This window comes from Enterobacter sp. 2VL, assembly GCF_005503595.1.
Taxonomy (GTDB): domain Bacteria; phylum Pseudomonadota; class Gammaproteobacteria; order Enterobacterales; family Enterobacteriaceae; genus Enterobacter; species Enterobacter cancerogenus.
Genome location: NZ_SCNE01000011.1, coordinates 24976 through 41564, shown reverse-complemented (window position 1 = coordinate 41564; position 16589 = coordinate 24976). Strand labels below are relative to the sequence as shown.

Annotated in this window: 10 protein-coding genes; 4 read left to right on the top strand and 6 right to left on the bottom strand. The window is 56.6% G+C overall.

Translation table 11 applies throughout. The annotated features are described in order from the left end of the window. The first annotated feature begins 12 nt into the window (after positions 1-12). The 3 genes from FFS28_RS19475 to FFS28_RS19460 all read left to right on the top strand — a co-directional run bounded on the left by FFS28_RS19475 (position 13) and on the right by FFS28_RS19460 (position 10757). Positions 13-8823, top strand: a complete 8811-nt coding sequence (locus FFS28_RS19475; protein WP_171007424.1) for a hemagglutinin repeat-containing protein — start codon at positions 13-15, stop codon at positions 8821-8823. A 2-nt stretch (positions 8824-8825) separates the two neighbouring features. After that, complete coding sequence (locus tag FFS28_RS19470) at positions 8826-9368, top strand: immunity 42 family protein (protein WP_171007423.1); 543 nt, start codon at positions 8826-8828, stop codon at positions 9366-9368. Between the two features lie 828 nt (positions 9369-10196). Continuing rightward, complete coding sequence (locus FFS28_RS19460) at positions 10197-10757, top strand: Ail/Lom family outer membrane beta-barrel protein (protein ID WP_137903752.1); 561 nt, start codon at positions 10197-10199, stop codon at positions 10755-10757. A gap of 48 nt (positions 10758-10805) precedes the next feature. On the opposite strand, the gene fabY is transcribed toward FFS28_RS19460, so the two are convergent. The 6 genes from fabY to FFS28_RS19430 all read right to left on the bottom strand — a co-directional run bounded on the left by fabY (position 10806) and on the right by FFS28_RS19430 (position 15542). After that, positions 10806-11747, bottom strand: coding sequence for a fatty acid biosynthesis protein FabY (fabY, locus tag FFS28_RS19455; RefSeq protein ID WP_042322650.1), 942 nt, complete (start codon positions 11745-11747; stop codon positions 10806-10808). Between the two features lie 44 nt (positions 11748-11791). Continuing rightward, entirely contained in the window at positions 11792-12229 is a 438-nt protein-coding gene (gene dtd, locus FFS28_RS19450) for a D-aminoacyl-tRNA deacylase (protein WP_137903751.1), read from the bottom strand. Next, positions 12226-13107, bottom strand: a complete 882-nt coding sequence (locus FFS28_RS19445) for a virulence factor BrkB family protein (protein ID WP_137903750.1) — start codon at positions 13105-13107, stop codon at positions 12226-12228. Before FFS28_RS19445 ends, dtd begins: the two co-directional genes overlap by 4 nt. After that, positions 13101-13700, bottom strand: coding sequence for a glucose-1-phosphatase (yihX, locus tag FFS28_RS19440; RefSeq protein WP_042322647.1), 600 nt, complete (start codon positions 13698-13700; stop codon positions 13101-13103). Before yihX ends, FFS28_RS19445 begins: the two co-directional genes overlap by 7 nt. 119 nt (positions 13701-13819) lie before the next feature. Continuing rightward, the gene (locus tag FFS28_RS19435; RefSeq protein WP_137903749.1) at positions 13820-14611 is read right to left on the bottom strand and encodes a DeoR/GlpR family DNA-binding transcription regulator; all 792 of its coding nucleotides are present in this window, start codon (positions 14609-14611) and stop codon (positions 13820-13822) included. A gap of 34 nt (positions 14612-14645) precedes the next feature. Then, on the bottom strand, positions 14646-15542 hold the full coding sequence (locus FFS28_RS19430; protein ID WP_137903748.1) for a sugar kinase: 897 nt from the start codon (positions 15540-15542) through the stop codon (positions 14646-14648). A 154-nt stretch (positions 15543-15696) separates the two neighbouring features. Here FFS28_RS19430 and yihU point away from each other — a divergent pair, with 154 nt between their 5' ends. Then, positions 15697-16587, top strand: a complete 891-nt coding sequence (gene yihU / locus FFS28_RS19425; RefSeq protein WP_137903747.1) for a sulfolactaldehyde 3-reductase — start codon at positions 15697-15699, stop codon at positions 16585-16587. Positions 16588-16589: the final 2 nt, after the last annotated feature.

Here is a 16589-nt window from a genome sequence, read left to right as displayed (position 1 = left end):
AAGGACTTCACCATGAATAAACGTTTGTACCGCATCGTCTTTAATAAAGCCCGCGGCATGCTGATGGTCGTCTCTGAGCTTGCCCGGAGCTGTTCGGGCAGCGCATCCTCCTGCGGCATCGGGCGGAGCCTTCAGCGCCTTGTCTGCCGCGTGGGTACCCTCAGCCTTGCTCTGTGGCTGGCCTCTGGTGCGATAACGGTGCAGGCTGCCGGGATTGTGGCGGACGCCTCCGCCCCCGGTAAACAACAGCCCACCGTCATCAGCACCGCTAACGGCACGACGCAGGTGAATATCCAGACCCCATCGGCAGGGGGTGTATCCCGCAACACCTTCAGCCGGTTTGACGTCGGCCAGGACGGGGCCATTCTGAACAACTCCCATAAAAACACGTCAACCCAGCTCGGCGGGATGGTGACCGCCAACCCGTGGCTGGCGAAAGGCGAGGCTAAAGTCATCCTCAACGAGGTGAACGCGCGCAACCCGAGCCAGCTCAACGGCTACATTGAGGTGGCTGGACAGAAGTCTGACGTGGTGATCGCCAGCCCGTCGGGCATCACCTGCAACGGCTGCGGCTTTATCAATGCCGGGCGCGCCACGCTGACGACAGGCACCGCGCAGATGCATGATGGCCGGATAACCGGATATCAGGTGGAGCGCGGCGACGTTACCGTGAACGGCAGCGGGCTGGACTCCACCGGCCAGGAGCACACCGATATCATCGCCCGGGCGGTACAGGTGAATGCCGCCATTCACGCTCAGGATTTACGCGTCACCACCGGGCGCAACGCGGTGGATGTGGCCCACGAACAGGTCACAGCCCTCGCCGGTAACGACGCGGCGAAACCCGTGCTGGCGCTGGATGTCTCACAGGTCGGCGGCATGTACGCCGGGAAAATCCGCCTGCTGGGAACGGAGAAAGGCGTCGGGGTGCGCAATGCAGGCAGTATCGGTGCACAAGCCGGGACAGTCACCCTCTCCGCCGACGGACGTATTGAAAACAGCGGCGCCGTCTGGGCTTCCGCGGACACGACGCTTTCCAGCACGGCCTCCGTGCAAAACAGCGGTTCGATTGCCGCTGAACATAACGTCAGCCTGACCGGTACGGACATCGCCAGCACCGGAACGCTGGCATCCGGGGTGCAACCAGACGGCAGAACGGGCAGCAGCGGTGACCTGACGCTAAGCGCCAGCGGCAAGCTGGAGATGCACGGCGTGAATGCAGCGGGAGGTAATATCACAGCAACAGGCCGGGGGCTGGATGCATCAGGCAGCGTGACGCAGGGTAATACCATCACCCTTAACGCCGGACAAGGCGATCTCAGCACCCACAGCGCGCAGATCGTTGCCCGGGACACGCTTCGCGCGACGACCGCTGGCACACTCAACAACAAGGGTGGCCTGCTCGCAGCCGATCAACTCACGCTCACCGCTAAACGCCTGCAAAACCAGAAAGGTCAGATTAGCCAGAGCGGCACACGTGAACTGACGCTGAACCATCAGGACGGTATTGATAACCGCGAAGGCAGCATTGCCGCCAACGCCACGGTGACTGTCAACGCCGCATCGCTGGATAACCGCCAGGGCCAGATTATCGCCGCTGATACCGGCACGTTGACGATAAAAACGGCGGGCCTGACGGATAACCGTAAGGGCGAACTGGCTGCGGCAGGCAGCATCAGCGTGGCCGCCGATGGGCTGGACAATAGCGGGGGCTTTATCAGCGCTGAAAAAGGCCGCATCGGGCTGACCAGCAGCAAAGCGCTGACTAACATCGGCGGGACCATCGCCGCCCATGAGGCATTGACACTCGACAGCATCGGTTTGAATAACGACGAAGGTTTGATTCAGTCCGGCGCGGACATGTTCGTCGACACGCACGGCTCCAGCATTTCAAACAAAGATAACCTGACGACGGGCGGCATCGTCAGCTTTGGCACACTGCATGTAAACGCTGGTAGCATTAACAACCAGCACGGCATGCTTGCCGGGGCGAAAGAGACTGCCATTTGGGCCAAAGACGTAGATAACCGCGACGGTACGCTGGCCTCTGATTCTACCCTGCAACTGGATGTGCACGCCGTTGACAACCAGCGCGGTACGCTCAGCGCGAGCAACAACCTGTCGCTGGCGCTGGTTGATAACCTGGATAACCGCGACGGTACCCTTAGCGCGACTGGCTCGCTGAATATTCATGCCGGGTCGCTGGATAACACCCAAGGCACTCTGGTATCCGGTAAAGATGCGCGTATAGACACGGCCCGGATAACCAACCAGAGAGGGAGGATTGCCGCCCAGCGCGATCTCGCCATCACCGGGCAACGTCTGAATAACGACAGCGGCGGGCTGGTACAAAGCGGGGGCAATCTCACCCTGGCCGTTGAACATATCAGCAACCGCGACAGCGGCGATGCGGGCGGCATCGTGAGCCAGGGAAACCTGACGATGACGACGACCGATCTGCAAAATGATGCAGGCGTACTGCTCGCCGAAAAACAGGCCACACTGGACGCCACACGCTTTAGCAATATCGCCGGAACGCTGTTTGCCCTGGATACGCTAACGCTCGCCACACACAGCGATACCGATAACCGTCAGGGGATCATTCAGGGGAGCGGGATTGTCCTGGATACACATGGCTATCAGTTGGATAACCGCGAGGGGACACTCTACAGTCTGGCGGCTATGCAGCTGGCGACCGCCGGGTTGAACAACCAGGCCGGTACGCTGGGGGCAAAGGGTGATTTTACGCTGCGGGCAACCTCGCTGGATAACCGTTCCGGCGGGCGTCTGGTTGGCGAGCAAGAGATTGCCCTCACCCTCGATCGTCTTGATAACCAGGACGGGCAGATCCAGGCTCTGAGCAACCTGGTGGTGAACGCCGTATCGGGCGCAATCGATAACACGCTGGGCCTGATACGCAGTGGCGCAACGGTGACGCTGAACGCCGCCTCTCTGATTAACCGCAATACTCAGGCCGAAGAAAAGGGCATTGAAGGGCTGGATGTGACTATCAACAGCCAGCAGTTTGATAATGCTCAGGGAACGGCGCTGGCAGGCAATACGTTAACCATCACCAGTGCCGAAACCCTGGATAACACCGAGGGTGAGCTGTCCGCCGCTGGCGCACTGTCGCTGAGTGGGGCAGCCATGCGCCTCATCAACACCGACGGCGTGGTCATCGGTGGTGAAAACACGGATATCGACGCGCACGACATCACCGGTGACGGCCAGCTGCTGTCACTTGGCGACATGACCCTTCGAACACGCCAGGCCTTCAACAATACGGGTGATGTCATTGCCAACGGCAGCATGACCTTTACCACCCCAGGCCGCGTGACCAACTCCGGTAACCTGCTGGCTGGTACAACACTCGACTTTTCTGCCAGAAGCCTCATCAACACGGCCTCCGGTGAAATAGCTGCGGGTGCGACCTGGCTGTCGGTTGCCGATTCGCTCGACAACAATGGTCTTATCGATGGTAGCCAGACGTGGCTGCGTGCCGGAACCATAACGAACGCGGGTACTGGCCGCATTTACGGTGACCATCTTTCACTTCAGGCGACAACGCTGAATAACCTGGCTCAGGGCGGAAAAGCGGCGACCATCGCCGGGCGTCAGCGCGTGGATATTGGCGCTAACACCATTAACAACCGCGATCATGCGCTGATCTACAGCGACGGTGCGCTGGCTATCGGCGGACAGGTCGATGCCAGTGGCTTTGCCACCGGTCAGGCAAAGACGCTGAACAACCACAGCGCGACCATTGAATCCGCAGGTGATATGGCGCTGTCCGTCGGCCAGATCAACAACGTTAACGATCGCTTCAGCACCGAAGTGGCGTTGATCTCCACGGAAGAGATACACGAGTATCAGCACAAGGGATCGCCTGACCGCTGGGATGCCGATGCCGAAGGGGTGTTTGTCGATCATAACTCTGCCGACAGCCTGCTGAACCTCAATACCCCGGACGATACCGGGGCCAACAATGATAACTTTTACGAGTACAACTACACCCGCACCATCGAAGAAGAGGTCATTGCCGAGAGTGACCCGGGCAAAATCCTTTCCGGTGGGAACATGCTGATCGCGGCAGACCAGGTACTGAACGATAAAAGCCAGATTGTGGCGGGAGGAACGCTCGGTATCTTCGCCGATTCGGTAGATAACGTGATGCCGGAAGGCAGCCGCTGGATCACCGATGCAGGCTCGGTGACGCACTACAGCCGCAAATCTAAAAAGGGCGGCGACTCTCAGGGCAAGAGCACCTCAGACTATGTGCCGCCAGTGGTGATCCAGTCCATCTCCCTGAATCCCGGACGCATGGAGGGCAACAGCCAGGCTGAAGGCAGCGATATTACCCTCTCCCCTGCCACCGCACGCGGAACGGACGCCACGCTCAATGAGGCGGGCAGCCTGACGGTTAGCGTGGAGACCCGCTCACCCGGACAGGATACCTCGTCCCCTGAACTGCCTGCCGGAATGGCTCCAGGCAAATGGATCGAAACGCCCGCCAGCGATGCGCAGGACGTGGTAATCCGTGCGGCAGGGCCAGACACCCGCCTGCCGGACAGCAGCCTGTTTAATACGTTACCGGACCCGAATGCGCATTATCTGATCGAAACCGACCCACGCTTCACCAACGACAAAACATGGCTCGGCAGTGATTACATGCAGAATGCGTTCACGACGGATCCCAACAACGTGCACAAGCGGCTTGGCGACGGCTATTACGAGCAGCGACTGGTGCGCGAGCAGATCATCGCCCTCACTGGCGGGCGTTATCTGGGTGACTACCGTGATGATGAGACCCAGTTCAGGGCACTGATGGATGCGGGTATTGCTTTCGGGCAAGCGCATCAGCTGATTCCTGGCGTGGCACTCACCGCTGAACAGATGAGCCTGCTGACAGAGGACATGGTCTGGCTGGTCAACACCCGGGTGCAGCTTGCAGACGGAAGCTGGCAAACGGTCACGGTGCCGCAGGTATATGTTCGCGTACAGCCTGGCGACATTGACGGCAGCGGCGCACTGATGGGCGGCCAAAATCTGGTGATGAACCTGAACCGCGACCTGGTCAACAGCGGCACCCTTCATGGGCGCGAAGCGGTCCAGCTTAGCGCCGACAACATCACCAACAAGGCCGGGTCGATTCAGGGGGCAGACGTCAGCCTGCTCGCCCGCACGGACATCAGCAACATTGGCGGCACGATTTCCGGCAACCATTCCGTTCTGGCCTCTGCCGGACGGGACATCAACATCACCACCACCACCCGTAGTGCAGAGAGCACCGCCGGGGAAAACAGCTTTGAACGAACCACCGTTGAGCGTGTGGCGGGGATATACGTTCAGGGCGATGGCGGTAAGCTGGTGTTGAACGCCGGGCGCGATCTCAGCCTGACCGGTGCGCAGGTGGTGAACAGCGGCAGCGACAGTCAGTCGGTGCTCAACGCCGGGCGGGCTCTAAACCTGTCGACCGTCACCACCTCGGCCAGCGATAACCTGACCTGGGATAAAGACAACTGGCTGAAGCAATCCGCCACGCAGCAGGTGGGAAGCGAGGTCGCTGGCGCGGGCGATGTTCTGATGATGGCCGGACGCGACGTGAATGCGCAGGCGGCCTCCGTCGACGCGGGCGATCGCCTCATCGTGAGTGCCGGGCATGATCTTTCCATCACGGCCGCGACTGACAGCAGTGAATTTGAGTCGCACCATAAATCCAGCGGCAGCAGCGGCGCACTGTCGAAAAAGACCGTGACGACCCACGATGTAGTTAACCGCGAGACCGCACAGGGCGCCCTGTTCAGCGGCGACACCGTCACCCTGCAGGCGGGTAATAATCTGCTTGTTCAGGGCAGTGATATCGTTGGCGATAATGATGTCCGGTTGGCCGCGGGCAACAACCTGACCCTGACCACGGCGGAAGAGCACAGTCAGGAGAGCCATCAGCGGCAGGAGAAAAAATCGGGCCTGTCCGGCACGGGCGGCATCGGTTTCAGCTACGGTAGCCAGAGCCTGAAGGTCACCGATACCGCGCAGGACACCACCCTGCGCGGAAGCACCGTCGGCTCTGTTGACGGCAACGTCACCCTGAGCGCAGGCAGTGATCTGAACGTCCACGGCACCGACCTGATTGCCGGGCACGACATGACGCTGGCTGGCAAAAACGTCAGCATCACCGCCGCCACGGAGAGCGGCACGCAGACCCACACCGTGGAGCAGAAATCCTCCGGCCTGACGCTTGCGCTGTCCGGCGCGGCGGGCGGTGCGCTCGACAGCAGCGTCCACACCCTGAAGCAGGCCGGTGAGACCGATAACGACCGGCTGGCCGCACTGCAGGCTGTGAAAGGCGCGCTGACCCTCGGACAGGGCGCGCAGTCCGTCCTGCTCGACCAGGCCACCGGCAACCAGAAAGGCAATGACAACACCGTCGGCATCAGCCTCTCTTACGGCAGCCAGTCGTCAACATCCACCCAGACCAGCACGCAGACCACGGCGAAAGGCAGCAGCCTCACCGCCGGGAATAACCTCACGGTGGTGGCGACGGACGGCGACGTGCTTGTCCACGGCAGCCAGCTTGACGCGAAAAACGACCTGCTGCTGCAGGCAAGCCAGGACGTGAACCTGATATCGGCGCTGAACACCGCCGGGCTGGACGGCAAAAACGAAAGCCACGGCGGCAGCGCGGGCGTCGGTATCGGCACTGGCTCCGGCGGCTGGGGTATCACCGCCTCTGCCAGCGTGAACGGCGGCAAAGGCAAGGAGAGCGGGAACGGCACCACCCACACCGAAACCACCGTGAAGGCCGGGGAGACGCTCAGCATCGTCAGCGGGCGTGACGCCACGCTCGCCGGGGCACAGGTCAGCGGCAATACCGTTGTGGCAGACATCGGCCGCAACCTGACCCTTGCCAGCGAGCAGGACACCGACCGCTACGACAGCACACAGCAGAACGCCAGCGCCGGGGGCAGCTTCACGTTCGGCTCCATGAGCGGCTCCGCCAGTGTTAATTACAGCCGGGATAAAATGTCCAGTGACTATGCCTCCGTGAAGGAGCAGACCGGCATCTTTGCAGGCAACGGCGGGTTCGATATCTCCGTGGGCAGCCACACGCAGCTCGACGGCGCGATTATCGCCTCCACCGCCACCGCGGATAAAAACCGCCTCGACACCGGGACGCTCGGCTGGCGCGAAATCCACAACACCGCTGAATACGACGTGGAGCACCAGAGCGCGGGCATCAGCTCCGGGGGCAGCCTCCCCGGACAGTTCACGGGTAATATGGCGAGTAACCTGCTGGTCGGGGCGGACAGCGGCGACAGCGCGGAGGGCACGACGCGCGCGGCCATTGAAAGCGGCACGCTGGTGGTTCGCGATAAGGCGCATCAGGCGCAGGACGTGGCGGACCTGAGCCGCGACACGGCTCATGCAAACGGCAGCATCGACGCCATCTTCGACAGGGAGAAAGAACAGCGCAGGATGGAGGAAGCGCAGCTTGTCGGGGACATCGGCAGCCAGGTGGCGGATATTACCCGGACGCAGGGTGAGCTGAACGCGCTGGAGGAGGCGCGCAGGGTGCATCCTGAGATGACCACCGGGCAGCTGAAAGAAACCCAGGCCTACCGTGACGCGCAGGCAGAATACGGCACGGGCAGCGACATGCAGCGTGCCATTCAGGCAGCCACCGCCGCCGCTCAGGGGCTGTCGGGAGGTGACATCAGCGCCGCACTGGCCGGGGCAGCCGCACCGTATGTGGCGGAAATTATCGGACACCGTTCCGGGCTGGACGAAACGATGGAAAAAGCCGCTGCCCACGCAGTGGCGAATGCCGTGCTGGCGGCGATGCAGGGGAAAGACACGCTTGCGGGTACGGCGGGAGCCGCCGCCGGGGAGCTGGCAGGCAGTATTGCGCTGGAGATGTACGGCAAGGATGTTACTGCGTTGAGCGAAAGTGAAAAACAGACCATCAGCGCCCTGGCAACCCTGGCTGCAGGGATTGCGGGTGGTGTCGCGGGAGACGGCACGGCCAGCGCCATTGACGGGGCTCAGGCCGGGAAGACGGTGGTTGAGAATAACTATCTGAACAGCAAGCAAATATATGCCTGGTCAGCTGAAATGAAGTCCTGTCAGGCTAACGGCGGGGACTGTAAAAGCATTATCAAAAAGTATGAGGAACTGAGTACCTCTCAACAACAGCAGCTTATCAGTGACTGTGCGGCCAATCCAACGACCTGCCAGCAGAAATATGGTGATGTGCTGACCGACAGCCTGGCGGTGAAACAGGCAATAGATCGTGCTCTGGGAGAGGATATCCCGCTCAAGATGGTTTACAATCTGACGGCTACGTTTGCGCAGCAAATGCAGGCTGAAGGTGTTGTTGCCACTCAAAAAGTATCTGAAGCACTCCAGAAAGAATATGGTCTGGATGAAGTTCAGGCAGGTATTTTAGCAAGTACTGCGGCTTCGGCATTTGGTGGGGTAAGTAAGGCGGGTAGAGGTAGTCCATTACCTACACCTACTGCGACCTCTGCAAAAAATGGCTTGAATTATCAATCCAACCCGAAACATACACCGGGACAACAAGGTTATAGCTTTAATGCTGGGACTGAACCCAAAAATTCTATAGACCTATTTGGAACATCAGTTGTAGGTGGAAAAAAACGATATGCAATTGATGCAGAAGGAAATGTTCATCAATTTACCAACGCAAATGATGGAACATGGCACTGGTCTGGTAGTACAGGAGATAAAACTGTTCCGTTAAAGAAAAGCGATGTTCCAAATAGTGTTAAAAAAGAACTCGGTTTACCAGGAAAATGGAGATAAATATGATTTTTGGTGATCCATATCGTTTTGCTATTTGGACAGAATATATCCCTCAATGGGGAGAAACCATCAAAAATGGATTGTTTTATTTAGTCATAAATGGAACTTTATATCCAGGTGATGTTAGGACTTCGACGTTGCTCGCTGATCTCTATGAGGTTATTGCTAACGATTGTGCTTTGATATCACATCCTCAAAATAAAGAGATTTTTTCTTTACCTACAGAGGATGCTTTTAATCGTTTGTTTTACTTAACCTACCCTGAGCCTACAGAAGAGGATGAGTATCCTGAACAAGTATTTGACTATTGTATTACATCATCAAACGTCAGTGCATTTGGCGGATGTTTTTTTGCCGTCGCAAACGATACATCATTGAGAATAATTGGCGGCACAATACAACACATTATTAAAGATGAAAGTGAAGAAAGAAATATATGGGAGTACATTGCTAAACCGTTGTTAGAGGACGTCACCATATCAAAGCAAGAAATAATTAAAATCATGTCCAATGTAAAAGAATATGCAGATTCTCTTCTAAGTTAAATATCCCGGCCATCTGGCCGGGCTTTTGATTTACAAAACAGCCTGTTAGAACCTTACCGCCGCGGCTTGACGATCGCCTCGATCAGTTTCGGGAACTATGAATGGACAGATATGGGAATGGGTATAAGTAAATCATTACCTTTGTCAGCAATACCTGGAATAACAGGTAATTCTATATCAACACTCTTTACAGAATCCATAGCACAAGGTGGTTCCAAAACCATGAATAATTTACAGTGGAGTACGGAAAATGAAAAATAATTTCTACCGTTGGATCACTGTATTCAGCGTCCTGATGATAATCATGAGTCTGAGCTCATTTTTTGCGCTTCTTATTAATCCTGTTATTTTTTATCTTGAAACAGGACAAGCTAATATATCCGTTATTAACACTTTATTTTTAGGTGTTAAAATGGGCTCATTTGTTAGCAGTGTAATAGTGATTGGCTTATGGATAAAATATCGATTTAACATCCACTAATATAACTATATAACCGATCCCGGCCTTAGCCGGGATCTTTCTTTTACTGTTAACTATCCCTCTGAATTATTAGTAAATCCCCCATATCACTCTGCCAAGGAACGTCCTTCGACATTTCTGCACCTGCAATTCATTGATTGGCGTGATACTTAGCCCTTCCAGACAGCCTTCAGGATACAACTATTACTCGAACGAGTATCATCGTTCTGGGAATGCATTTGTACATTCGAAATACAACTCTAAATTTATTCCTAAATAAACCTTATTAACCCCTTGCGCTCTATTTTTATTACCACTGCTAATTTAAAATCAGCTTCCCTGATAAAAAATATAAATGGAATAAATAAGTGAATAAAATATCGCTGGCGATCCTACTGGCAACCGCAGTGGCAAGTGGTTCAACCTTTGCTAACGAACAAACCTTATCCATTGGCTATGCCCACGCTGATGTGCAAAACTTCAACAGCATGAGCGGCGTTAACCTGCAATATCGCTACGAGTTTCAATCACCGTTGAGCATTGTTGGCTCTTTCACCTATATGCAAGCTGATGGTTCCAATCAGTATTATGTGGCTAACGACTTCGTGAAAAATGAAGTCGATGTGAAATATTATTCCGTGCTTGCAGGTCCGGCATACCGTATTAACGATTATATTTCCCTGTATGCTCTGGGTGGCATCTCTTATATTAAGGCAACGGGAGAAACAACCTGGGTTGACGCTTATGTCGATTATACGGGCCATGAAAGTCTTTCTGAAAAATCGACCTCTTTTGCCTATGCTGCAGGCCTGATGATTAATCCTGTCGAAAATGTTTCGATGACGCTCGGATATGAAGGAACGAAAGCCGATCTGGATGGTAATTATGCCATCAATGGATTTATTTTTGGCATCGGCTACCGCTTCTAATACAACGTGAGAGTTATCTTCTAAAGAGATAACTCTCTTTCACTATCACTATTCTTCCTCGTTCCCGCCCTCTTCAAACGCGCCGTAGGGCCTGGCGGGCAGAACGATATACGTCCCTTCAAACACCGCTCCCGGGGTATCATCGCCGAATAGCTCGACCTGCATCTGCACGCGCGCCTTGCGGCCTCGCGCCAGGCGGTCGAGATCGCCGCCGAGGGCACCCAGGTCGGCCACCGCGCCTGGCTTACCGCTGATAGGGGCGCTGTAGCGAATATGGGCATCCGCCAGGATGATGGTGCCGCCGAGATGACGCTCGCGCAGCATCAGCCAGATCAGCCCCCAGCCGGTGAGCGTCGCCAGCGAGAACAAGCTGCCGGCAAACAAGGTGTGGTGTGGGTTCTGGTTGCCGGTTTCCGGCATGGTGGTGATGAATTTTTGTCCGGTGTACTGCTGGATACGCACGCCCATCTTTTCGCTGAGCGGAATGTGCTGATACCAGGCCTGCTGCAGCTGTCCGCACCAGTCGGCACGGTGCAGAATATCGTCCAGGGTGGCGATAGGTTTGATCATCAGAAAGTGGCGGATTGGCGTGGTTTGCGGCGCGGCGATTTCGCCCTGATTAACAAAACCGAGCTTGGCGAAGAACTCCACGGCGTCTTCGCGGGCGCTACAGGTCACGCGCTTTACCCCTTCCTGACGCGCAACGGACTCCAGGGTCATCGCCATCAGCGTTCCCAGCCCCTTGTCCTGAACGGAGGGATGTACTGCCATAAACCGGATGGAGGCCTCGTTATCAGCATTGATATACAAACGTCCGACAGCGACCAGGTTGCCCTCTTCATCGACCACCATCTGATGGTGCGCCATGGCGTCCCAGGCGTCGCGCTCTGAACCTTTCGGTTGATGTAACGGCTTGCGCAGCATTTCCCAGCGGAACTGGTAGTAAACCTCTAACTCTTCTTCCGTTTGCGGTACTCGAAGGTGATACATAGGTGTACTCTCTCTTGTTAACCGCGGCCACGCCGCCAGCTGGCTCATACCTGCAGCCAGAAGGTGACGGGGCCATCGTTCACCAGCGAGACCTGCATATCTGCAGCGAATCGTCCGGTTTGCGTATGCATGTCCTGTTGGCGACAACGTTCAACAAAGTATTCATAAAGCGCTTCAGCGCGATCGGGCGCAGCGCCTCTGGAAAAGCCCGGACGCATGCCGCGTTCGGTATCAGCTGCCAGCGTGAACTGGGAAACGACCAGTACGCTGCCACCCGCCTGCTGAACGTTCAGGTTCATCTTACCTTCGGCATCGCTGAAGATGCGGTAGCCCAGCACGCGCTCGCACAGGCGATTAGCCTTTTGTTCGTCGTCATCCTTTTCGACACCTAACAACACCAAAAGTCCCGGGCCAATTTCACCCGTCACCTCATCCTCCACGGTGACGCTGGCACGGGTTACGCGTTGAATCAATGCAATCATGGTTGGTCTGCTTCTCGTTGTTTTTCAGCCAGTGCTTCTTGTTTGAGTTCGCGGTAGACCCCGAGAGTGACAGTTATTTCGGCGCCTAGCAAGACGATACACCAGGTCCAGTAAACCCAGACAAACAAAATGGGGATCACCGCCAGCACGCCGTAAATCAGCTGGTAAGACGGGAACATCGTGATGTAAAGGGCAAAGCCTTTTTTGCCCAATTCAAAGAGCACAGCCGCCACCAGCGCCCCAACAACCGCATCGCGGTTTGGCACGCGCGTCGTGGGAACGACACTGTAAAGCAGCCAGAACGACAGCCACGACAAAAACAGCGGGAAGATGCGCAAAACGTTATCAATCACGGTGTTGAGATCGCTCGCCCAGCGCAGTGAAAGGAGATACGAGCTGATGGCCAGACTGGCCCCCGCCAGCAGCGGACCCAGCGTCAAAATCATCCAGTACACGGCAAACGAGTAAACCTTGGGGCGAACCTTTTTGCTGCGCCAGATCGCGTTAAGCGCGCTATCAATGGAGTACATCAGCAGCAGCGCCGTGACGATTAGCCCGCATGCGCCGACGGCGGTCATTTTGCTGGAGTTGGCAACGAACTGCTCGATGTAGTTCTGAATCACATCGCCCGTTGCCGGAATGAAGTTCGCAAACACGAAATGGCGAAGCTGCAGGCTGACGTCCGAAAACATGGGGAAGGCGGAAAACAGCGCAAAAATAACGGCCACCAGCGGCACGAGCGAAAGCAACGACACATAGGCGAGATTACCCGCCAGCGTGGTCATGTTGTCCTCATCAATGCGGTGCCAGAGGAGTTTCAGCCACGCACGCAGCGGACGCGTATGGTGCGTGGCTTTTTGATGAACGGTTTTTAGCATAACTGCTTCGCAAAGTAGTCCGGTATCGTCTCTTTTCCGGTCACCAGAATAGAGGTGATGCCTAGCTGGTTAGCGCCTTCTATATTATCGGCATTGTCGTCGAAAAAGACCGCATCGGCGGCAGTGAAACCTTCCGATTGGAGCACGGCCTGATAGATCCGCGCTTCCGGTTTGCGCATGCCCATCTCCTGAGACAGGTAGATTTTGTCTGCAGCCGTCTGGATCTCAGGGTATTCATCAGGCCAGAATGTGGTATGCAGGCGGTTGGTGTTCGACAGGACCACCACACGGTGCCCCTGCTCGCGCAGTTTTTGCATGATCGCGATCACTTCCGGGCGGATCGCCACAAATACCGCCTGCCAGCCGTGAGAAAACTGCTCATAGCTTAACGGCAGATCCATTTCATGGCTGAGACGCTCTGCGAACTCTTCGTCGCTGATTTCACCGCGCTCGTGCTGATGGAAAGTCTCACCCATCTTAAAATTCTGTTTTATCGTCGCCAGCGGTACACGGCTAAAATCGCTCCATGCGCCCAGCACTCGATTAAAATCGATATCGACGATTACATTTCCTAAGTCAAAGATATAAAGCATGTTTATCTCCTTTTCGCCGTGGAAAAGTAACTGTAGCGGGAAAGATAAGGTTTGGCTATGCGCCAGATTCAGCTTCGGGAAAGGCATAGCCCGACCACACCGTCGGGCCGTGATAGGAATTAACCCGGCACGTGGTCGTTAACGACCACCACCTCGACTTTGCTGGATTTGAGATAGTTTTGCAGCGTGGCACCCGGACCTTCGTCGGTGAAGAGCGCCGTCGCCTGCGCCACGTTACCGATCTCGACCGCAGCCGAGGCGTGGTACTTGGTGTGATCGGCCGCCAGCAAAATGTGTCGGGCGTGGGTCATCATCGTTTTCACCACGCTGGCCTCGTTGACATCAAACTCCATCATCGCACCGTCCTGCTCAATCGCCCCGACGCTGGTGACCAGGTAATCCGCCCGAAAGCCCGAGACGAACGCCGTGGCGGCAGCGCCGATGATGCCCCCGTTATGCGGGCGTAACGTCCCGCCCGGCACCATCACCTCAAAGCGCGGATTTTTGTAGAGAATGTGCGCCACCCGCAGGCTGTTGGTGATGATGCGCAGGTGGTTATGGTTTAACAACGCCCGCGCAACGTGCTCCACCGTTGTACCAATGGTGATAAACACGGTCGACCCATCGGGAATGTAATCAGCTATGGCTTCGGCAATGGCCCGCTTCTCTTCCGTCAGGGAGACTTCGCGCTGTTCAAAGGCCGTGTTGACCACGCTTGACGCCCGCCCCGCGCCACCGTGATGACGCGTGATCAGCCCCTGCTCGCTCAGCTTACGAATATCCCGTCGTATCGTCTGCGTCGAGACATCCAGTAGCTGCGCCAGTTCATCGATGTTCATATAGCCACGTTCGGCGATAAGCGTAAGCAGCCGATCGTGACGCGGGTTACCGGTCAATTCGGTAAGGCTCATGGGTTGTCCTTTGAAAACCATCACATTGAGCATTTTATACAAAAAGTGACAAGAAAGAGCGGGTTTGATCACAGTCAGGGATCCCCGCACGTCCGCCGGGGCGGGTACACTTCAGCGCCGCGACCGCGCTGGCAAAGCGCACGGCGTCCCGTGCAGGCGCGCGCTGCGCCAGGCTGACCGCCAGCGCACCGTGAAAAACATCCCCCGCGCCCGTGGTATCCACAACGTCCACGCTGAATCCCGGCTGATGGCAAAGCTGTCCGTTCTCCAGCCAGTAGCACCCTTCACTGCCCTGCGTAACGTAGACGTGACCGTTTGTGAGCGTTTGCGCTTTATTGAGCGCCTCCTCCGTCTCCTCCCGCTGCGCTAAACGCCACAGGCCCGGTGCGGAAAAGGCCGCATGGTCGCTTAGCGCAATTAGCTCAGCAATGTCCTGCGGCGTGACATCCGCATCAAGCAGGGTTTGCACCCCCTGCTGGCGCGCAAGGGTGAACGCCTGCTTTGCGCCGTCGTGCCAGCGCACGTCCGCCAGCACTATATCCCACTGTGAAAAATCGATATCCGCAAGCCAGTCTGCGTCTGGCGGAAGGTCAGGGCTGGGGTAGTTAGCGATAATCCGCTCCCCTTTCGCATCCACCAGAACCGCCGATTGCGAAGAACGCGCCCCCTTCACTACGCGGGTAAAACGCGTCTTCACCCCCAGGGACTCCAGCTCCGCGAGCAGTCGGTTGCCGGTATCGTCATCACCCACCCGGCCAATAAAGTCCACGCTTGCCCCGAGTTTCGCTGCCGCCACCGCCGCCGTAGCCGCCGGACCACCGCCCACTTCCGTATAGTTTTGAGCGACATATTTCCCCCCTTCTTTCGGCAAATCATCGAGATACCAGATGCGATCCAGCACGGTAATGCCGACACAAACGATGCGAGTCATGGTCAATCCTTATGCGTTTTTGATGCTCTCATTTTAATTTCACCAAATGTTTAAAAAGTGACCCGTGTCAATTTTTTGACCATAAATTACAAATACGATCAAAAACAGACAACAAAAACGCGCAATACTTGACACGATGTGACAGGAGAGAGAGATGTCAGCAATCGCATTTATCGGTTTAGGGCAGATGGGCGCGCCAATGGCGAAGAATCTGCTGAAGCACGACCATTCGCTTCGCGTCTTCGACGTGAACCCGCAGGCCGTACAGGCGCTGGTGGACTGCGGCGCGCAGGCAGCAGAAACGCCTGAACAGGCAGCAAGAGGGGCCGAGTTTGTCATCACCATGCTGCCAAATGGCGACCTGGTGCGCTCGGTGCTGTTTGGCGAGCTGGGCGTGTGTGAAGGATTATCCCGCGACGCGCTGGTCATTGATATGTCCACTATTCACCCGCTGCAAACCGACGCCCTGATCGGCGAAATGGCTGAGTTAGGTTTCAGCATGATGGACGTTCCCGTCGGACGCACCTCCGACCATGCCATCGCCGGGACATTACTCCTGCTGGCGGGCGGCACAGCGCAGCAGGTTGAGCGCGCCACCCCGGTGCTGATGGCGATGGGCAACGAACTGGTCAACGCGGGCGGCCCGGGCATGGGGATCCGCGTGAAGCTTATCAACAACTACATGAGCATCGCCCTCAACGCGCTTTCCGCCGAGGCAGCCGTGCTGTGTGAAGCACTCGGCCTCTCCTTCGATGTCGCGCTGAAGGTGATGAGCGGTACGCCAGCGGGTAAAGGCCACTTCACCACCTCCTGGCCGAACAAGGTGCTGAAAGGCGATCTTACGCCCGCGTTCATGATCGACCTGGCGCATAAAGATCTGGGGATCGCCCTGGATGTCGCAAACCAGCTGCACGTCCCGATGCCGCTGGGTGCCGCCTCGCGTGAGGTCTATAACCAGGCGCGCGCCGCCGGACGCGGGCGCGAAGACTGGACGGCCATTCTTGAACAGGTTCGTACATCCGCCGGGCTGAAAAAATCACACTGACA